This window comes from Desulfosporosinus hippei DSM 8344 (assembly GCF_900100785.1).
In the GTDB taxonomy this organism is placed as follows: Bacteria; Bacillota; Desulfitobacteriia; order Desulfitobacteriales; family Desulfitobacteriaceae; genus Desulfosporosinus; species Desulfosporosinus hippei.
Genome location: NZ_FNCP01000003.1, coordinates 129,496 through 149,900 on the forward strand (window position 1 = coordinate 129,496; position 20,405 = coordinate 149,900).

The window sequence follows — 20,405 nt, forward strand, 5'->3', positions numbered from 1 at the left end:
AATAGTATTTGAGATTTATGAACCTTCCAGATAAGAAATGTATAGTATTGCCATTATGTAAAATACTACCATATATATTCTGAAGAATTGGAAGGAAACCTCTTGAAGTTACGCACTCTGTTATTACTAAGCATCCCATCCTTCATATTGTTTATAGCAATTACCTTAATTTCGGCAAGACTTCCGTCATCCATACCGGAACAAGCTGTGGCTGGTAAGCTTGTCTGGCAAAAAAATAACTGCGTTAGCTGTCACACTCTATTTGGACATGGTGGATATGAAGCGGAGGATTTAACTCATATTACTGCCACGGAGACTTCGGAATACCTTATTAACTATCTTGTCCAGGCTCCTGTTATGCGCCCTCATAAATACACCCGTCACCCGGCCCTGGATAAAATTGATGCTGAGAACTTAGTGAACTATCTGGAATTCGTTCACACTATACCCACTTTGGGATGGCCTCCTCAGCAAGAACAAGTGGGAGATGACTCATGAATCAATCCGTTGCCCCAATGCAGCAATTTTTGGCCCAAATAATTAGTCGTAGGTATTGTTTATCCGCTGTAAGCTTATTTGCCCTGCAAAGCGTTGTGGCCTTGATGGGAGCATTAGATTTGGTGATATCCGATTTGCCTTCGCCTATCCCCTTTGAGTACGGAAGAGCAATCCATCTGGGTCTGGCAGATTTTTGGCCACTCATCGGTACTATGGGTATGGTTTACTTTTTCATCACGGCAGAGCTTAATCGAGAGATCTATTCGCCCAGTCTAGCCCGTCGGCAATACTGGGTAGTCATGTTATTTACTCTCTCTATCTTTGGAACCCTGGCCCTAAGAATAGGTAATGGCCGAGAATTTCTCGAAGGGAAACCTATTTTTTACCTCGGCATATGTCTGGCACTGGTTCTGGCCTCATATAATCTCGTCCGAACCTTATTAACAGATAAGCGAAATATTACTCCAGCGGCTGCGACTATGACTGTGGGCGTGATCTTTCTGTTGTTGCTGTTGCTGCCTAACACAATAACTTTCAGCAACCCGATCATCGATGAAGCAACCAAGTTCTGGGTTGTTCATCTATGGGAGGAAATGGCCTTTGAATTGACCTCAGTGGGTTTCATTGCCACCTTTTTTGTCGTTTCTGGGCTGGCAAATCGTACACAAATTGAAAAATGGCTTTATTTAGAAGCCTCTTTGGCCATAGTCGGGGGGTTGTATGGTACCGGACATCATTATTACTGGATCGGATTTCCTGCCATTTGGCTAATCCTGGGTTCGTTAGTAAGTCTAGTAGAGGTTATTCCCGTAGGCATGTTAGTACACATGACCTATAAGGGATTAAAATCGAAAAAGATCCGCAGTAGACGAGAGATGCTTACATTATGGTTGTTGCTTAGCAGCGTATTTTATCATATAACCGGTGCATCTCTTCTAGGTCTATTCATCACCATTCCTTGGGTTAATCTTTATATGCACGGAACGTATTTTACTTCCGGTCATGCCCATCTGGCCTTATTCGGAAGCTTAGGATTTGTAGTCTTAGCAGGGTGTTATTATGTCCTCAGCCAAGGGAGTGAACCAACACTCAAAGAGTATAAGGGCGGAGTTCTGGCCGTGATAATTCTAAATATTGGCCTGATAATCATGTCCTCAGCTCTACTGGCAGCAGGAATTAAAGAGACTTATCTCTGGCGGATCTTAGGTATGGATTTTATGGATGTCCATTTGCTCCTTAATCCCTATTTGATCCTGCGAGTCCTGGGTGGGACTATGTTTGCATTGGGGGATCTTCTTTTATCCTGGTACATTTTTAAGGCCTGGCGAGGGACAAAGTCTAATAAGATGTGAAGGTAAATAATACGACGTCAGTAACGAGGTTAAGAAATGCAGATTACCATAACAAGTTCATTCTGGTTGTTTCTATTAATCCTATTGATTGCTCTTCAATTACTTCTGGTAATTATTCTTATTACGAAACCCTTTTTGCGCTATCTGATAGGGTTGCAGATCAAGGGTTTTTCGGACAGACTCCTTTCTGATAAATATACTCAAAATCTCATGGAATTGTGGCCAGCAGGAAAACGCATTTCACTTTTAAACATTCTGGAAATAGGCTTTCGAGCTCAGAATGGAAAAATCATAACGCGGCCTCTTGGTTCCCCTAAGCATTTTCCCGGCTTTGATAGTCTCATGTTTGCTCCACAAATTATGACAAGACTCTCTTTACCTGAAGGTACTCAAATAAACATGCAGGTAACTATTGGTCCAAAAGCTTATAAGCCGATGACTCTCGATATCCCCATTATAATTGGGGCAATGGCTTATGGCATAGCACTCAGTGAAGAAGCCAAAAGAGCTTTAGCTAGAGCCGCTAAAACTCTAAAGACCTCCACCTGTTCTGGGGAAGGCCCCTTTTTACCGGAGGAGCGAATGGAAGCAGGAAAATACACGTTGCAAATTTCCCGCTGGGCCTGGGGGGCTAGGACTCAGGAACAAATTGACTCTGCCGATATGTTGGAAGTTCAAATGGGACAAGGTGCTGATATGGGGGCAGTCACTATCGATGCTGTAGAATTTCAAGGTCGGGCGCAAGAACTCTCGGGCTTAGCCCCTGATGAAATGGCTATTGCTTTTCCGGCACCTCCCGGTGTTCAAAAACAAAGAGATTGGCCTAATTTCATGAAAAGTCTACGGGAAAAAGCTAACGGTATTCCTATTGCCTTAAAAATTATGGCAACAGGACACCTAGAGGATGATTTGACGGCTGCACTTAAACTAAAGTTTGATGCAGTTATTATTGATGGTGCACAAGGTGGCTCCCACGCCACAACCCCCATTAAACAAGATGATTTTGGCATCCCTAGTCTCTTTGCTTTAGTTCGGGCTGTACGTTTTTTGGAGAAAGAACGTGCCCGAGACCGGATAAGCTTAATCATTGCCGGTGGGTTCTTTACTCCCGGAGAGTGTCTAAAGGCTATGGCTCTAGGTGCAGATGCAGTCTATATGGCTACTGTTCCTCTGCTTGCCCTGACTCATAGCCAGGTCAATAAAGTCATACCCTGGGAGCCTCCTACGACATTGGTGTTTTATGACTCTCCCTCAAAGAGTAAACTTGATATCGAACAGGCAGCGACAAGTGTCGTTAACGTTATAACCTCTATGGTTTTAGAAATGGCAGAAGGCATGCGGGCTCTTGGAAAGGCGTCCTTGAAAGAGCTAAATCCTGATGACCTAGTTGCCCTGGATTCTTTGAGTGCCGAAGTAACTGGCGTGAAGCGAATATACTAGTAGGGTGCGTTATTCATAACGCACCCTACAATTGTTAGATTCCACGTTTAATTCCTGCTTTTATTCAAACTTCGATTTTGCACTTAATGGGCTTTTATGCAAATATCCTACCTGTTTCATGTTTTCAATAATTTTCCCAAGGTATTCATGAGTCAAATCAGGCCACTCAAACCCAAGGTTTTTTAAATAGTTAATAGTTTTTAAAGAATTAACGTTGAAAGAAGGAGTAAGGGTTAACGTTCCTTTCATAATCAAATCTGTTACAATTCCATTTATTGCTACCTGTTCATTTTCAGATTTTGATAAGGATATGATAGCCTCAGTATACTCGTTCAGGGATATACATTTTATATATAATCCATAGAATTCCAATGTTTTCAAGAAGCTTTTTACTCTAATTGTTTTATGGTTGAATAAATGAAATATAAGCAGTTTTGGAGAACTACTCTGCAATATAGAAATAATTGCTTTTGCACAGGAATCTACAGGTGTGAATTCGATGTATTCTTCGAGAAGATTTTCAGGAATAAGCCTGATTGTAAAGATACTTTTCAGTTTCCTATAAAATGCATTTTCTTCAATGTTGACCTGAAATTGTCCGTCAGAGATACGTCCTGTTAAGATCCCCACTCTAAATATTGTAGCTTTTAATCCCTTTTCAACTTCTTCCAATATAAGGCTTTCTGCCTCAAATTTGCTTCTCACATAAACATTGCTTTTGTAGTCCTGACCAATATTCAAGTCATTTTCAGTAAAGTCTTTTATCAATACTTTCTCACTCATATAGTTGCCTGAGACACTGGTGGTAGAGATAAAGCTCAAATGCAGATCATTTTTATGGCAAAAATCAACTATTTCCTGAGTACCTTTAACATTTATTCGTTCGAAATCTGAATAACTACCATAATGCTTGACCATAGCCGCAGCATGGATCACAGCTGTTACATTTCTGACTAGTTCTTGATACTCTTCTGATGAAAGTCCAAATCTTTTCTTGGAGATGTCCCCGTTTACCAGAATGATCCTTTGATTGATCAATTCACTGGAGGCTTGAGGAAAGTAGAAGTAAAGTAAATCTCTGAATCTTCTTTCAAAGTCTGCCCCTCGCACAATACAATATACTTTAACAAGTTGATTATTTAAAAGCTCTTTCAGGATATGGATACCTAAAAACCCTGTCGCTCCCGTTAATAAGATACCCCCGGTGTTAACCTCTCCTTGAACAATATACCGATTTAAGACTTCAAAATAATTCGGAATCTGATTCGCATAAACGCTTGCTTTTTTGTTTTGATGGGTAATATAACCCCGTTCCTTAATTCCTAAAGAAAGGCTTCTGATGGTGGGATGTTCGTAAAATTCTTGGGCAGATATCTTCCAGGCTTCAGATAACGAAGAGGAAAGTATTTCTAGAATTGCCAAAGAATCTCCACCGAGCTCAAAAAAATTATCATCAATTCCTATTTTGATTACATTAAGAGCTTTACTCCATATATCAGCCATTCGTTGCTCAATACCATCCCGTGGTGCAACATATTCATTAGCCTTATCATCTTCGCTCCAATTAGGATTTGGCAATGATTTACGATCAACTTTCCCGTTGGAGGTTAAAGGAAGTGCCGGTAGCCAAATAAACCGATTGGGAATCATATATTCAGGCAAGTAACCCAACATATGTTGTCGCAACTCAGATACGGGCAGTTCTACACTGCCAACCAGAAAAGCACAAAGTAAAGCCCTATCCAGATGCTGATATGTGGTAACAACGGCTTGTTTAATATCTTCATTCTTTAGAAGACATTCTTCTATCTCACTCAATTCAATACGAAATCCTCTGATTTTGACCTGCTTATCATTTCGCCCAATATATTCGATCTCGCCATTTTCCAGCCACTTTCCTAAGTCACCGGTTTTATACATTCTCGTCCCTGGGAAAAAGGGGTTGGATAAAAATTTCTCACTAGTTAACTCAGGCCTGTTAAGATAACCCCGTGCAACGCCTTCCCCTGCGATAAATATTTCACCTAACATGCCGATGGGAACAGGAGTCTGATATTTATCTAGAATATAAAACTTGGTATTTCCTATAGGTCTTCCGATGGTAAGTTGGTCTGCATCATCAAGTCTTTTTGTTGAAGACCAGATTGTTGTCTCTGTCGGTCCATACATATTGTAGATCTGAGCTTTCGTAATCTTTTTAAGACGTGATAATAAGGATTGAGGGAAAACTTCGCCCCCAACCATTATCAGCGACAATTCATTTAGACAAGTCGAGGAATTCAACATTATGTTCAACCTTGCAGGAGTAGCTTGGAGCACGTCCACTTGGTATCTGACTATCAAATCAGACAACAAGTGTGGGCTAGCTAGTTCCTCGTTATTGGCTATTATCACTTTCAGACCTGCAATTAGTGGGAATAATGTTTCCATAAAAAATATATCAAAAGATAGGGTAGTTATTGAAATTATCGTCTTATAGGTAAAGTCAATTTCCTTAGTAATAGAATGGACGAAATTGCTGATAGCTCTATGTTCGATCATTACACCTTTAGGCGTTCCAGTCGATCCTGAGGTGTAAATAAGATAAGCCAAGTCATTGGGTCGCAGGGTGCAGACTAAGTCATCAGTAGTGCCTTCCCATATCTCTGAATTACTAAGATCAATAACTTCTACCTCTGTCATCAAGTGATTATAGTTAGAACAATTAGTCAAGAGGAAGCGACAATTACTATCTCTTAACATATGCTCGATTCTTTCTCGGGGATAGCTGGGATCAATAGGCAAATAAGCTGCTCCAGACTTTAATATGCCCAATATTCCAACAACCAGATCAAAGGATCGTTCTACGCTAAAACCAACTATCTCCTCTTTGGCGACACCTTTCTTTAACAAGAACCTGGCTAGTTTATTTGATCTATTATTTAATTCCTGATAGGTTAATTGATTATTTTCGAAAACAAGAGCAATTTTTTCAGGAATCTTTCTTACGGTTTCCTCAAACAATTGAATGATAGTTTTCTCTGGTTGGAATTCCATTTCCGTTTGGTTAAATATACTGAGAACTAGCTGCTGTTCTGAGTCAGACAACATATTCAAATTACCAACACTTTTATTAGGGTATTTTATACCGTCTTGAATTAAGTTTACTAAAGACCTGTTGATATCCTCTATCTCCGCTTCTTTCAGAACATCTGTTGAGTAATCATAATCTAGATGAAATAATCCGATACTTTTCAATTCATTGATATTCACGCGTAAAGCATTGACCTCTTGACCATTAAAGTGCGCTTCTAATTCAAATTCTATTTGACCCGAATCCAGATTAGCGTTAAGAAAAGTCAGCGTAAAATCAAATAAGTTATCATTAATGTTCTGTGTTTTCCGAAATTGTTTGAGAATATGTACATACGGATAGCTACTGTACCTCAACATTGTAAGCCATTCAATGTTCAAATAATTTAAATAGTCTTTAAAGCTTAAAGACGGATCTACATCAACTATAAAAGGTAAATTATTAAAAAATGCTCCTATAGTATTTTTTTCTTTTAGAGTAGTTCTATTTAAAATAGTAGTACCGATTACAATTTGCTCCCGGTCCTCTTTCTTCCAGAAATAAATTGATAAAACTGAACAGAAAAAGATAAAAGGCGAAATCTTGTGTTGGTTACACACCTCATTTATCCTTGAAGAAATTTCTAGCGGTATACGGTAACTCTTTCTTCTAGCTTCAAGACCGCTAGTTCCTCTCTTCATAAACAAATTAGTGTCCGGCAAGGCTTTGATTTTCTGCTGCCAATAATCCCGGTCAGTGAAAAACCTCGATGAAGATAAATACCTAGCTTCCTTTTTTATATACTCAACATAAGAAGGTTCATTAATTTCAAGGCCCACTTCATTGACTGCGCTATTTAAATTCTTCACAATTTTATTTACTAGTAGAATAATTGCCCAAAAATCCACAATAATATGGTGACATTTTATAAATAATCCACTTTCGTTGTTACTAAACTTAAGTATCGCAAAATAACAAAGATCGGAATCATAAAATTGAAATGCTCTTGCGGTGACATCTTGAGCCCACTGATAGTAATCTTCCAAACCTTTGTTATAACTAAAATCCAGTAATTCAATGGGATGCTCATTGTATTCCGGAAAGTATTGAACAATCTCATTAGAATCATTCTTCAGCCGAGTACGCAACGCATCATTTTGCATTATAACTAGGTTAATTGCATTATTCAAAAGATGGTAGTCCAGTTGACTCTTAAATCGTATTGTAATCCCTAAATTGACATAACTAGGGTTAGGGTAAAACTTTTCTATGATTGAGATTGACTTCTGGGCACTAGTTAAAGGATAGATGTTTATCTCTTTTTTCATGCTGATACCTACCTTGCGTACTTCAGATATGAAATGCTTAACGATTTTTGCCTATATATAAACTTAAGCTAACTGTTTTTTATCAACTTTTCCGGTGGGATTTTTAGGTAAACTATCTAAAATGACCACTTGCCTAGGACATTTATAATTTGCTAAGTGCCTGCGACAGTATAGTATGAATTCTGTAGGTTCTGCAGACGCCCCCAGCTTTAATACTATAAAAGCTTTAGGTACTTCACCCCTGTCTTTGTCAGGGCTTCCAATCACTGCTGCCTCCAAGATTTGTGGATGATAAAAAAGACATTGCTCTACTTCACTGGGATAAACATTCATCCCTCCAACGAGTATCATGTCTTTCTTTCTTCCAACAATATATACATAACCGTCCTCATCAATCTTAGCTAAATCTCCGGTGTGGAACCACCCTCCTCTTAATGCTTCATCTGTTGCCTCGGGTAGGTTTAAATAACCTTGCATTACATTAGGCCCTTGCACACAAAACTCTCCGATTTCTCCATGAGGAAGTTCTTGATCATGGTCATTGACAACTTTCACATTAACGCCATCTAAGGCCGGCCCTACAGAACCAGGTTTGATGGCCTGATATAACCCAATACATGCAACGGCCTCAGAAGGACCACTCCCTTCAACAAGGGGAATGCCGTATCTATTAGTGAATTCCTTAATTATCTCTACAGAGAGAGGCGCTCCTCCGCTTAGGCAAATTCTCAAGGAGGAGATATCGAAATTGTGTTCTTGGGAAAGAGCTACTAATAAAGCCGAATACATAGCCGGAACTGCACAGAAATAGCTTATTTTTTTTGAAGCTATTTCACCTAAGACTGCATTTGGTATAAACCGAGGTAAGATTGTAAAAGATCCTCCTACGAAAATTGGCATTAACATATTCGTAAATTGTGAAAATGCATGAGAAAGAGGAATGACACATAAATTATGATCGTCTTCTCTAATGCCCATCCTTGTTATTAAGGCATTGGTAATAAATAAGAGATTACCATGAGATAAGAGGGCACCTTTTGGTCTGCCGCTTGTGCCCGAGGTATAAAGACAAACTGCTAAATCGTTTTCTTCTACATTCCTATCAACTGGCTCGGCTTCTTTTTTAAGGAGCTCTTCAAAAGAAATAATTCCCTCTTCTTTTGTCCCTCCGGTTGAGATTATGTTTAAATCAGGTTTCTCAACTCTTACTTCTCTGATCATAGGTAGCAATTCCTGATCTATTATTAACAATTTGACTTTGCCATCATTTAAGATGTAATGTATTTCGTCAGCTTTATATAAAGGGTTTAGTGGCACTACAGTACCAGCCGCTCGAAGAATAGCAAAATATATCCGGACAAAATTGGGGCAATTACCCAGGACTATAGCGACTTTATCACTTGGTTTCACCCCCAATTCCATGAGCCCTTGAGCTAGGTTGTTTACTTCCTTATCTAATTGACTGTATGAAATATTCTCATTTTCATAATGCATAACTGTTTTATTGGGAAGAATTTGAGCAGTTTTACTTAAGATTCTATCTATAGACTTAATATTTCCCATCATTCAATCCTCCTTGCTTTTTATCCAGGATAATATTCATTAAATCGCCGATGGTTTTAATTTTAAATAGCTCTTCATTACTAATTGTTATTCCAAACTCATCCTCTATGGAATTAACCAGGACTGGGATATCCAAAGAATCAGCGCCTAGGTCATCGATGACTCTTGTTCGTTCATTTAATTCTCCTTCGTAAATAAACTGCTGGTCAACGATTATTTTGATTCTTGACAAGATCATCCCTTTGTACCTCCTAAATGATTCAATCTTCCTCGTATATCAATCACATCATTTTCAATAATTTTTACTTACCTTTTTTGTTCCTGAGTATCTTCACGGCTTGTACCCTGCTTAATTATATCAGAAGATGGATTTTTTGGAAATATAATCCATAACATATTAAAAAAAACAGCCCTTTCGGACTGTTAATAGCAATTTCCATTGTTTTAATTGTGAGCATAAAGTCTTCATAATAACCCATTTTACCATCTGCAAAAAACTTCTGATCCAAGCCTACTCTTATGTGAACATGGCTCCCGCGACAGCCTTAATCAAGTGGGATAACTAGATTATTACTTATACAAATGACAGGCTACAAAGTGTCCTGGAGAAACCTCTTTAAACACCGGTTCATTGTGCTTACATTCATCAAGTTCCTTAAAACAGCGGGAACAGAAGCGGCAGCCTGCGGGAGGATTAATCGGACTTGGTACATCGCCCTGAAGAATAATCCGTTCTTTTTTATTCGCTGGATTAATTACCGGAATAGCAGATAGTAATGCTTGAGTATAAGGGTGCATTGGGTTAGCATAAAGCTCCTTTTTAGGTGCAATCTCCACCAACTTACCCAGATACATTACCCCCACGCGGTCACTGATATGTTTAACCACGTTTAAGCCATGAGCGATAAACAAATAGGTAAGCCCAAACTCTTCCTTCAAGTCACTTAGGAGATTCAACACCTGCGCCTGAATAGATACATCAAGAGCTGAAACCGGTTCATCACAGACAATCAGCTTTGGTTCGACAGCCAATGCTCGGGCGATACCTACACGCTGGCGCTGTCCGCCGGAGAATTCGTGAGGGTAGCGGTTACGTTGGTGACGAGCTAGTCCTACACAGTTCAAGAGATAAATAACCCGTTCTTCAACTTGATTCTTCGGCAGGAGATTGTTGATGACAATCGGTTCAGCAATAATATCTCCTATTGTCATTCTAGGATTTAGAGAAGCATAGGGATCCTGAAATATCATCTGGATATCCTTGCAATAGGAACGGCGCTTTTCTTCATTAAGAACTGTTAGATCCTTACCTTCAAATAATATCTTACCATTTGTCGGTCTATAGAGATTTACAAGGATTTTGCCAAGGGTTGTTTTACCACAGCCAGATTCTCCAACCAGGCCAAAGGCTTCCGTTTTGTTAATGGTAAACGAGACTCCGTCAACTGCTTTTAATGCAGTTACTGGCTTGCCAAAAAAATTAGTGTCAATAATAAAATGTTTTGACAGGTTTTGAATATCCATCAACACTTCGTTCATTTTATAGCCAATCCCCCTTCCATTGCGCCGACAGAAGCTGAGGTTGCACCTATGCCACCACAAGTTATACTTTCTGACTCGTATAAGAAGCAGCGCACCTTGCGTCCCGACATTTCTTTCAGCTCAGGGATTTCTTTAGTACACCGTTCCATACTGTGATCGCAGCGATCGGAGAAAGCACATCCCGAAGGCATATTGAGGGGGTTGGGCACCATGCCTTTAATCATATACAAGCGCTCATCACTATCATCGTCAATTTGAGGAATAGATTGCAGCAATCCCACTGTATAAGGGTGTAAAGGGCGTTCAAACAAGCTTCTGACATCTGCCTCTTCCACAATCTTTCCACAGTACATAACAATAACCCGATCGGCTGCTTCGGAAACCACTCCTAAATCATGAGTAATTAGCAAAACAGCCATATTGAACTTTTCTCTCATACGATAGAGTAATTCCAGAATCTGGGCTTGAATAGTAACATCTAACGCAGTAGTAGGCTCATCTGCTATTAAAAGCTCCGGCTCGCAGGCCAGAGCCATGGCTGTCATTACCCGCTGACGCATACCACCGCTCATCTGATGAGGAAAATCGTTGGCCCGTTGGGCCGCTGAAGGTATTCCTACCGTATCCAGCATTTCAATTGTCCGAGCCAAAGCCTCTTTTTTGGAGATCTGCATATGGGTCATGATGCTCTCCATAATCTGATCTTTAATGCGCCAGACCGGATTCAGGGAAGTCATTGGTTCCTGAAAAATCATGGATATATTGTTGCCACGAATTTTTTTCAGTTCTTTCTTACTCATCTTATTTAAATCCTGAGATTTAAAGAGGATTTCCCCATTGGCAATTCTGCCGGGCTTCTGTAAAAGACCCATAATGGAAAGGGAGGTCACACTTTTTCCTGAACCGGACTCGCCGACAATGGCCAGAATTTCGCCTTTATCTATCGTAAAGCTGATATTATCTACTGCCTTGACAATGCCTCGTTTCAGCTTAAACTCCGTACTTAAATTTTTAACTTCCAGCAACATCCTGTACACCGCCCTTATTTTATTCTGGATTTGGGATCAATGGCATCCCGCAGCCCGTCCCCGAGTAGGTTAAAAGCCAGCACAGTAATCGTGATGGCGATACCGGGAAAAATCAGTGTATAAGGCGCGGTAAAAATAAAGCCTCTCGCCCGGCCAAGCATGTCACCCCACTCAGCGAATGGAGGCTGAACGCCCAGACCCAAAAAACCAAGAGCTGCGGTATCCAGCACTGCGCTAGAAATACCTAAAGTAGCTCTGACGACAATCACAGAAATGACATTCGGCAAAATATGCTTATAGATAATGCGACTTGATTTATTTCCTATGACTTTAGCTGCTTGTACAAAATCATTCTCTTTAACCGAGAGAATACTGCCTCGTACAATCCGAGCATACTCCGGAATGGACACCAAGCCAATGGCAATAATTGCCTTATCCAATCCTTTACCTAAAGCCGCCATGAAGGCAATAGCCAGCAAAATCGACGGTATAGCCAGCATCATATCCATTACCCTCATAATGACAGTATCCGTTTTACCTCCTCGGTAACCGGCAATAGCACCCAGAATAACACCAACTGTCAGGGAAATAGCAACCGCTGCAACTCCAACGAAAAGAGATATTTTCGTCCCATCAAGGATTCGGCTGAATATATCTCGGCCTAGTTGATCTGTCCCAAACCAATGAGTGGAATTAGGATGAATAAAGGCTTTACCCATATCGGAATAATTGGGATCATAAGGCAGGATTTGTTTACCCATCAGCTCACTGAGCCAGACAGTAAGAGCTATAAGCACTAGGAATGCAATAATTATCAGGCCGACTACTGCAGCTTTGTTCTGTCTGAGAGTTTCCCACATGACTTTCAGCTGCGATTCCGGTTTTTCCACGTATTCTGCAGCCTGCAGCAAATTTTCATTCGGAACCGAACTATCCTTTGTCTTCATACAAGCTACACCTCTTTCTTAGAATATTTAATACGCGGATCAAGGAATCCATAAATCACATCGACCAATAAATTCATCAGAACAAAGATAGTAGCCACAAGCAAGACCACACCCTGTACTACGGGGAAATCAGACTTGAGAATACAGGCCACAGTATAGGCCCCAATTCCCGGCCAGGAGAAAACCGTTTCCGTGAGCACAGCTCCACCAAGTAAACTCCCCAACTGCAAACCGATAACTGTTATGATGGGAATTAATCCGTTTCGTAAAGCATGTCTGACAATTACGCGGCTTTCATCAATTCCTTTAGCTCTGGCAGTACGAATATAATCCTGCTGCAAGGTATCTAACATGCTGGAACGAGTCATTCTAGTGATGATCGCCATGGAATACATGGCTAGAGCACTGGCAGGTAGAATTATGTGCTGCAAAGCGTCTTTAAAGGAGTCCATATTACCGGTCACCAGACTGTCCACCAAATAAAATCCGGTTACTCGGATAGGCTGTAAGAGGGGGTCGATTCTCCCATTGGAGGGAAGCCAGTGTAAAACCCCCGAAAAAAGGATGATAAGCAGAATACCTAGCCAGAAAATTGGCATGGACACTCCGACCAGCGCCAACAACATACCGGCATTATCGAAAATAGAGTTCTTTTTAACAGCAGAAATTACACCTATAATGATGCCAAATAAGGAGGCCAGGACGATTGCTACAAGAGCCAACTCGATGGTGGCAGGAAAACGAGTAAATATCTCTTTAGTAACTGAGGTTTTGGTATAGTAGGAAGTACCCAAGTCGCCTGTCAGGGCACCTTTAAGATAATGGAAATATTGCAGGTAGATTGGATCATTCAGGCCATTAGCCTGACGCCATGCCTCTACAGTTTGCTGCGTTGCGTGCTGTCCCAAAACAATCGGGGCGGGATCAGGTGAAAACACGCGCATGATGAGAAAAACAATAATGGATACCCCTATCAGCACGGGAATTAACATCAAGATTCGTTTAATGATATATTTGAGCATCAGCAACAACCTTTCGACAAAAACAAAACCGGGAACCGGAGTTATCCGGTTCTCGGCAGTCTTAAATTATTTAGAAGTATACAAAGATCTTATTTCTTCGCTACCCCGGCAAACGGAGTAATGCCAGTCATGTGGAAATAGAAATTCTCAACGTTAGGCTTGTAGGCGCAAAGAGTTTGGGCGTGGGAAATTGGGAGCCATGCAGCATCAGCTGCTGCAATTTTTTCCAGTTGAGTGTAGATTGCATTTCGATCTGACCCTGCAGGAGTCGTTAGACCTTTGGCGATTAAGCCGTTGAATTGATCATTTTTGTAGAGAGCGATGTTCATGGTTGGGTCATCAACAGATAAGAGATATAAGAAGTTGTCAGGATCCCCATTATCCCCGATCCAACCATAGAAAGCTAAGTCATAATCTCCGGCTTTAAGTTTTTGTTTATAGGTGGTCCAGTCGAAGGAGTCAATAGTAACTGTAACACCAACTTTAGAAAGGTAGCCTTGAATTGCTTCTGCCAGTGATTGTCCTGTTGCAGCATTATAAGGTCTTGGGTTGGTGTAAGTGATCATGTGTATGGAAGTCAAGCCGGCCTCTTTCAAGGTCTTAGCTGCAGCTGTAGGATCATAAGCTACTTGGGCGATACTCTTGTCATAACCTTCCATAAAGGTTGGCAGAATAGAAGTAGCAGGTTCAGAATAACCTTGATACAGGCTCTTTACTAGTTCCGGAACATTGATAGCCTGAGAGACTGCTGCGCGAACCTTTGAATCATTGAAGGGCTTCTTAGAAGTATTATAAGCCATATAGTTGATATTCATTCCAGGAGCCTGGAAAATCTTATTGCCGGCATCAGTGATCTGCTTGACAACTGTAGAATCGATGCCATCGATGATATCAGCTTCACCATTGTTTAAAGCAACAACACGAGCAGAGTTGTCTTTGATGAATTTGAAGATAACATTTTTGGTAATTGCCTTGGTACCCCAGTATTCTTCATTACGATCTAACACTATGTTTTGATCTTTTTCCCATTTAACAAATTTGTAGGGGCCGGTACCAACAGGTGCCTGGTTAACATTATTGTTATTATCTTTTAAGGCCTTGGGACTGATGATTGGAGCAGCCATGATCATTGCTAAATTATTCAGCAACGGTGTGCTGGGAGATGTCAAATTAATTTTAACCGTTTTAGCGTCAACAACCTCAACATTTTTTACAGAACCGTAAACGAAAGGCGCATAAGCCATATCTTCGGTCACTTGTGGAGGCAATTGACGGTCAATGTTAAACTTTACGGCTTCTGCATTAAAGTCAGTGCCATCATGGAATTTTACGCCCTCTTGAAGGTGGAAAGTATAGCTAAGACCATCGGGACTAATTTCCCAGCTTTTCGCTAAAGAAGGTTCTACTTTGGTGGAATCTTGGTTGTACTTTAAAAGACCTTCATAAATGTTGCTCATTACCTTTGCCGACTCACCGTCGTCAACAAGTGCAGGATCCAGTCCTCTAGGCTCAGCACCTTGAGCATAAATCAGGGTATCGCTGGCTTTTGGTGCAGTGCTACCCTCTGGGTTTGCTTTGCTGCCTCCACAACCCGTTAAGGAAACTAGGATAAGCGTTGCAGATAGAGCAAGGGCCATAATTCTCTTAACTTTTCTCATTTTCTTCCTCCTACTTTTTCTTTGAATTAGAAAATATTTCATATTTTCTGTGAATTTGTAGTACCACCCCTAGATGTTTTCCCTAATTATAACAAAATGGCTAGGTCAACTAAAGAAATAAAAAAGAGAAAAAGTAGAATTGATTATTACATGTCGAATCTAAAGAGAAGAAAATCCCCTAATGATCCTTCCTTAGGGGATTAAATATAAATTAAAATTAACTAGTTTAGGTTGTATTAATTGAGGGTGAATCACGTTAAATCAGATCCAACAATATCGATTCTTCGGTCTTCCTATCTTTTGATAACTGGGAATTGACTGTACCTTACCATTTTGAACAAGATAGGTAAGATATCGATACACTGTCGGAACGGCTAATGATAATTCTTTGGAAATCTGTTCCACTGTAGTAGGTTGTTGGCAGTCAGTGAGATATCGCTCTATATAGGAAAGGGTCGATTTGCTGATACCTTTGGTTACAAAGACTTCGTACTGCATTATTGGTTGTGCTTGAACTGCCTTTGTCATATCTAACAATCGCATATGCAATTGGACGCGAGCAATTAAGTCTGGTGCTTTCACGGGTTTAAGGGCAAAATCAGTGGCCCCTGCATCTAAAAAACGATCGGCAATTTCCTGCCTTTCATCGACTGTCAGTACTAGAATAGGTATTTGCTGATCTTTTTCGCGGATCAAGCGAACTGTTTCTAAACCATCCATTTCCGGCATATGATAGTCCACTAAAATAATATCCGCTCCATGACTTAGGAACCCCTTAATTCCTGCCCTCCCATTGGGATAGGAGACGGGATCCCATCCGGCAAATGTAAATATTTCACTTAAGGTATAGCGCAATGACTGCTCATCATCCATAATTATTATTCTCATTGGCTTTCTCCCAGTGGCAGGGTTATCCAAACCTTTGTTCCCTGACCGACTTCACTTTTTATATTAACATATCCCTCATGTCCTTCCGCAACCTGTCGCACAAAAGCTAAACCAAATCCGGGGTGGTTTTTAGTGCTGTATCCTGTCTTCCAAATCCGTTTTACGTCATTTTCCGAAATACCGTAGCCATTGTCTTCCACCTCTAATTTCACAGAGTTTCCCAATGTTTTGGCGCGTAAAACAACCCTTCCGTTCTCTCGATCTTGAATGGCATCCAAGGCGTTATCAATTAAATTTATAATTGCCCGAGTTAATCTGATTTTATTAATGTATAGATTTGATTGAGGCTCTCCATCCAATTCAATATCAACGGATAAATTTGTGCCGCTTAAACGACTAGCCCGAATATAATCGATTAGCTCTTTAAGTTCACACCAATTCTTCCGATCCTCGTACAAAATTTCCGAAACCATTTTGCTCATTGAATTAATGGAGCCATAGATAGTTTGACAGTATTCCTTCAGCTTAGGATCAGGCCAGCGGGTCTCCATCAATGACACCAATCCCTCAATAGTAGCAAGGGGAGTTTTGAGATCATGGACAAGATGGAGGACTTCACGTCCTGAGCGAGATTCATTAGCTTCAAGCTTGGCACGAAGCAAATCTTGCGAGATTGTCCACCTTTCCATATATAAAATCAAGTAAATCCATAAAGTTATGGCACTGGCAACAAAAATAAAAAATAACACATTGGCATAAAGTGTTAGAACTTGACCAAATCCGATTTGTATAGCAACTTGTTTTATTTTAATAGATAATGAACCTTGTCCGAAACCATAAGGCGTCAGAAAAGGAACCTGATTCAACCAGGCAACACCAAAAATTAATTGGGAGAAAACCAATAGTTTCATCCCCATATTTAATTTTTGTTTGCTCAATGCCTGCATCACCACAATCGATATCCAAAGAAAAATATCAGTAGCTCCAAAACTATAGTTTAATGGGGTAAGTTGATTAACGATTATATAAGCAAGGGGAACCGCTGTCAGGGGAATGATGGTTTTGAATCTCGGGCAATTTAAAGCCTCGGCCATCCCGTCACCTAACATCACGACACTTAGGAACTGAGGAATTGAAACAATGGTATTAATTGACACAATGAGAAAAGCATTAAACATTAACGCACTACCATCTGTTTTCTGGTTCATCGTTTGGAGTAATTGATCTAATTCGATGAGCTGTGGCTTTAACCAATAAGGAATTAAGATGCCCAGCAGAAAAAATCCAATTCCTATCCATATCTTCCTTGATTTAATAACTCTTCCCACGGAATTACCATCCTTTCTCCTTAGATTATTATAACATGTAATCAAAATACAGATAATTTTATTTCTGCCATGGCGTACTTAACCTTTTTCCATATTTGCCAAGGTGTTCTGGCTTATTATTAATTCAGTGCATACCTCCAGCGAAGTAGAATAAGGGCTCCTACAAGATTCTGCTCAGGCACTTCTGATATCTTCGCTTAGATAATTATGAAAAAAGCTTTGAAACCATTAATCTTTATGGTCTCAAAGCTTTTAATTAATTATGTTCATTTTAAGTTTTAGCTTAAATAGCTAAAACAAAACGCAATTGCTTAAATCTTAAATTTACCTACCAGATAGGAAAGGTTTTCGCCTATTTTGGCTAAAGCCTCTGCAGATTGGCTTACTGAATTCATTGTAATCGCCTGTTCCTCTGAGGAAGCCGAAACCTCTTGGGTACTTGCAGCCGTTTGTTCAGCAATAACTCCAATCTCCTCGACTGATCTAACAGCTTGCTCACTCCCCTCGGCCATTAATTTAGTTGCTTCGGTAACTTGCTGGATTTGCTCAACCACCGTATTAATCTCCGAAACAATAGTTTGGAACGAATCCCCTGCTAGAGCAACAGCCTCTACGCCAGCAGATACTTCTGCCTTCCCTTTTTGCATAACTCCAACGGCGCGTTCAGTTTCATACTGAATGTTTCCGATCAAAGTGGAGATCTGGGCAGCGGACATTGAAGACTGTTCTGCAAGTTTCCGTACCTCCTCAGCCACTACAGCAAAGCCTCTTCCTTGCTCCCCCGCCCTTGCTGCCTCAATAGCAGCGTTTAAGGCCAACAGATTGGTCTGTGAGGCAATCCCGGTAATCACATCAACGATTTGTCCGATTTGGCTGGACTGTTCACCTAACTGAGAAATAACTTCTGCAGTTTGGTCATTAACCTCCCGGATTTTCTCAATCTTCTCCACAGCATTTCTTGCTTGAAGGGCACCCAGTTCTGCCGCTTGAGCCGCGTTATCACTACTATGACTCACAATCTCAGCATTTTCCGCAACTTGTTGGGCATGTGTGGAAAGTTGCTTGATTATTTTTCCGGTTTCCCCCACTGAAATAGCTTGCTCTGACGCCCCCGAGGCAAGTTGTCCCAGTGTACCAGCGACTTGTTCGCTGGCAGCTGTAGCTTCTTCTGCTGCAGCCGATAGTTCTTCACTCGTAGCGCCCAGAGTACTTGCAGTGTCGGCAACTTCCCTGACAATAGTATGAATGTCCCCAATAAACTGATTAAAGTGTTCCGAAAGTTTACCTACCTCATCATTACTTGTAATATTTAACCGTTTGGTTAAGTCGCCGTCCCCTTGTGAGATATCCTTTAACACATCGCTGGTCTTTACAATAGGTTTAGTAATTCTTTCTGAAACTATAAATATGACCAGCCCAATTGCGAACAATGCGACTATCGCAACAATGATTGAAAAATTGCGAATGGAATTAGCTTGCTCCAAGATCGTCGCCATTGGAACATTAATAACAAGGGACCAGGGCGTTGTCGTTCGACCAATCGTCACTGGCACATAGAATCTGTAATACTCATTATTGGATATCGTGTAATTCTTCCCTGCTTTAATTGTTTCCAACGCAGCTAAATCATCAAGATCATTACCGATTTTATTAGGGTCAGGGTTTGATACGTACTTACCGTCATGGGAAACAAGACACGCATATCCGGTATTAAAAGGTTTTATCTCGGAAATTGTCTTCTGGATAGTGTCTAAAGCTATATCTGCTCCAATCGCTCCAACAAATGTACTGTCTCCATTAATCAGTATAGGTTCAACTAGGCTGATCATAAGGACTTCCTTACCCTGCACCGTGTACTGGATAGGATTAGTAACAGTCTCTTCCTGAGTTTTTTTAGGTGTTAAGTAAAAATCCCCTACACCCGGCGTATCATAATCCACGAGAGCTTCGACTTTAATATCTCCTGCTGCTCTATTCCAATAGGGGATGAATCGACCGGTTTTATCATGGCCTGGTTGGTTTACATGATCCGGGTCTTTCCCGTCCAGGGCATTCGGCTCCCATACTGTCCAGGTTCCCAGAAAATCTTGGTTGTCGTTCAAAACGCTTAGGATCATAGAATTCATCGTTCCACGATCAGTGTTGTTGGCCTCCTTAAGGCCTTCAAAGGTTGAGCCTAATGTTCTCACAGTATCCATAGGAACATTTAACTCATTCGTTACTTGATTAGCATATTGATATGCGGTGTGTGTAGCCGTTTCATAAGCAGCATTCTTCGCCATTTCGACAGATTTTGTCGATACAAGCAATATAACGCAAACAAACGAAACTAAAACGACTATGCCTGTTGAGAGTAATATTTTGTTCCTCAGTTTCAAATCCCTTATCATTTTTATTCCCCTTCCTAGAGTTTTGGGTATTTAAAAAACAAGATTCCTTCAAGCTTATTTACTGCCTAAACTAGTCCCCCCAATAAAAAAAGCCGCCGAATTCAAACGATCGGCGACAGATTTTGTTCGGTAACCCGGCTATCTTATACATTAATGAAGACCCGTGGCTTTGCGTCCCCAGTTTTCACTGGGTTTGCTCTTATCGCAGAATATAAAATTATTCACATCCATTATTGAGACTATCCAAGTGACCTAATATGATAAATCGCAATTAAATATAACATATATCTACATATTGTTACAATAATTTTATTTAGAATTTTTTTGATTGCGATACTATAGCTTCCAGCCGGTACGGCTAAGTTTAGT

At 40.5% G+C, this 20,405-nt stretch carries 14 protein-coding genes and 1 riboswitch; of the genes, 3 read left to right on the top strand and 11 right to left on the bottom strand.

The features are described from left to right. Nucleotides 1–102 precede the first annotated feature (102 nt). The 3 genes from BLS16_RS03885 to BLS16_RS03895 are packed head-to-tail and all read left to right on the top strand — an operon-like array spanning nt 103 to nt 3,290. Nucleotides 103–498 (top strand): c-type cytochrome, encoded by a 396-nt coding sequence (locus BLS16_RS03885; RefSeq protein WP_092330182.1) that lies wholly within the window; start codon nt 103–105, stop codon nt 496–498. Continuing rightward, a complete protein-coding gene (locus BLS16_RS03890; RefSeq protein ID WP_242876178.1) occupies nt 495–1,850 on the top strand; it encodes a cbb3-type cytochrome c oxidase subunit I in 1,356 nt (451 codons plus the stop codon). Before BLS16_RS03885 ends, BLS16_RS03890 begins: the two co-directional genes overlap by 4 nt. Nucleotides 1,851–1,886: 36 nt before the next feature. Then, complete coding sequence (locus tag BLS16_RS03895; RefSeq protein ID WP_092330184.1) at nt 1,887–3,290, top strand: FMN-binding glutamate synthase family protein; 1,404 nt, start codon at nt 1,887–1,889, stop codon at nt 3,288–3,290. Nucleotides 3,291–3,350: 60 nt separating this feature from the next. On the opposite strand, the gene BLS16_RS03900 is transcribed toward BLS16_RS03895, so the two are convergent. The 11 genes from BLS16_RS03900 to BLS16_RS03950 form a co-directional block, all read right to left on the bottom strand. Continuing rightward, nucleotides 3,351–7,670 carry a non-ribosomal peptide synthetase family protein gene (locus BLS16_RS03900; RefSeq protein ID WP_092330187.1) on the bottom strand — a complete coding sequence of 1,440 codons (4,320 nt, stop codon included), beginning with the start codon at nt 7,668–7,670 and terminating at the stop codon, nt 3,351–3,353. 63 nt (nt 7,671–7,733) lie between these two features. Continuing rightward, a complete protein-coding gene (locus BLS16_RS03905; RefSeq protein WP_242876179.1) occupies nt 7,734–9,236 on the bottom strand; it encodes a long-chain-fatty-acid--CoA ligase in 1,503 nt (500 codons plus the stop codon). Next, entirely contained in the window at nt 9,220–9,471 is a 252-nt protein-coding gene (locus BLS16_RS03910; RefSeq protein ID WP_092330192.1) for an acyl carrier protein, read from the bottom strand. Before BLS16_RS03910 ends, BLS16_RS03905 begins: the two co-directional genes overlap by 17 nt. A gap of 332 nt (nt 9,472–9,803) precedes the next feature. After that, nucleotides 9,804–10,772 carry an ABC transporter ATP-binding protein gene (locus tag BLS16_RS03915; protein ID WP_092330194.1) on the bottom strand — a complete coding sequence of 323 codons (969 nt, stop codon included), beginning with the start codon at nt 10,770–10,772 and terminating at the stop codon, nt 9,804–9,806. Then, a complete protein-coding gene (locus BLS16_RS03920) occupies nt 10,769–11,803 on the bottom strand; it encodes an ABC transporter ATP-binding protein (protein WP_092330197.1) in 1,035 nt (344 codons plus the stop codon). The genes BLS16_RS03915 and BLS16_RS03920 overlap by 4 nt, the downstream gene beginning before the upstream one ends. A 14-nt stretch (nt 11,804–11,817) precedes the next feature. Further along, nucleotides 11,818–12,750, bottom strand: a complete 933-nt coding sequence (locus BLS16_RS03925) for an ABC transporter permease (protein WP_092330200.1) — start codon at nt 12,748–12,750, stop codon at nt 11,818–11,820. 5 nt (nt 12,751–12,755) lie between these two features. Continuing rightward, on the bottom strand, nt 12,756–13,772 hold the full coding sequence (locus BLS16_RS03930; protein WP_092330202.1) for an ABC transporter permease: 1,017 nt from the start codon (nt 13,770–13,772) through the stop codon (nt 12,756–12,758). Nucleotides 13,773–13,861: 89 nt separating this feature from the next. Continuing rightward, nucleotides 13,862–15,430, bottom strand: coding sequence for an ABC transporter substrate-binding protein (locus tag BLS16_RS03935; RefSeq protein WP_092330205.1), 1,569 nt, complete (start codon nt 15,428–15,430; stop codon nt 13,862–13,864). 261 nt (nt 15,431–15,691) lie between these two features. Continuing rightward, the gene (locus BLS16_RS03940) at nt 15,692–16,318 is read right to left on the bottom strand and encodes a response regulator (protein ID WP_092330207.1); all 627 of its coding nucleotides are present in this window, start codon (nt 16,316–16,318) and stop codon (nt 15,692–15,694) included. Next, entirely contained in the window at nt 16,315–17,646 is a 1,332-nt protein-coding gene (locus BLS16_RS03945; RefSeq protein ID WP_092330210.1) for a sensor histidine kinase, read from the bottom strand. Before BLS16_RS03945 ends, BLS16_RS03940 begins: the two co-directional genes overlap by 4 nt. 311 nt (nt 17,647–17,957) lie before the next feature. Continuing rightward, nucleotides 17,958–20,036 carry a methyl-accepting chemotaxis protein gene (locus BLS16_RS03950; RefSeq protein WP_092330212.1) on the bottom strand — a complete coding sequence of 693 codons (2,079 nt, stop codon included), beginning with the start codon at nt 20,034–20,036 and terminating at the stop codon, nt 17,958–17,960. Nucleotides 20,037–20,161: 125 nt separating this feature from the next. Further along, nucleotides 20,162–20,244: riboswitch (cyclic di-GMP riboswitch) on the bottom strand. Nucleotides 20,245–20,405 lie beyond the last annotated feature (161 nt).

What these genes read in the sequence shown, in the direction of transcription:
- BLS16_RS03950 (WP_092330212.1), bottom strand. Translation starts at nt 20,036, where the DNA reads ATGATAAGGGATTTGAAACTGAGGAACAAAATATTACTCTCAACAGGC.
- BLS16_RS03900 (WP_092330187.1), bottom strand. Translation starts at nt 7,670, where the DNA reads ATGAAAAAAGAGATAAACATCTATCCTTTAACTAGTGCCCAGAAGTCA.
- BLS16_RS03910 (WP_092330192.1), bottom strand. Translation starts at nt 9,471, where the DNA reads ATGATCTTGTCAAGAATCAAAATAATCGTTGACCAGCAGTTTATTTAC.
- BLS16_RS03935 (WP_092330205.1), bottom strand. Translation starts at nt 15,430, where the DNA reads ATGAGAAAAGTTAAGAGAATTATGGCCCTTGCTCTATCTGCAACGCTT.
- BLS16_RS03940 (WP_092330207.1), bottom strand. Translation starts at nt 16,318, where the DNA reads ATGAGAATAATAATTATGGATGATGAGCAGTCATTGCGCTATACCTTA.
- BLS16_RS03930 (WP_092330202.1), bottom strand. Translation starts at nt 13,772, where the DNA reads ATGCTCAAATATATCATTAAACGAATCTTGATGTTAATTCCCGTGCTG.
- BLS16_RS03895 (WP_092330184.1), top strand. Translation starts at nt 1,887, where the DNA reads ATGCAGATTACCATAACAAGTTCATTCTGGTTGTTTCTATTAATCCTA.
- BLS16_RS03905 (WP_242876179.1), bottom strand. Translation starts at nt 9,236, where the DNA reads ATGATGGGAAATATTAAGTCTATAGATAGAATCTTAAGTAAAACTGCT.
- BLS16_RS03925 (WP_092330200.1), bottom strand. Translation starts at nt 12,750, where the DNA reads ATGAAGACAAAGGATAGTTCGGTTCCGAATGAAAATTTGCTGCAGGCT.
- BLS16_RS03920 (WP_092330197.1), bottom strand. Translation starts at nt 11,803, where the DNA reads ATGTTGCTGGAAGTTAAAAATTTAAGTACGGAGTTTAAGCTGAAACGA.
- BLS16_RS03915 (WP_092330194.1), bottom strand. Translation starts at nt 10,772, where the DNA reads ATGAACGAAGTGTTGATGGATATTCAAAACCTGTCAAAACATTTTATT.
- BLS16_RS03890 (WP_242876178.1), top strand. Translation starts at nt 495, where the DNA reads ATGAATCAATCCGTTGCCCCAATGCAGCAATTTTTGGCCCAAATAATT.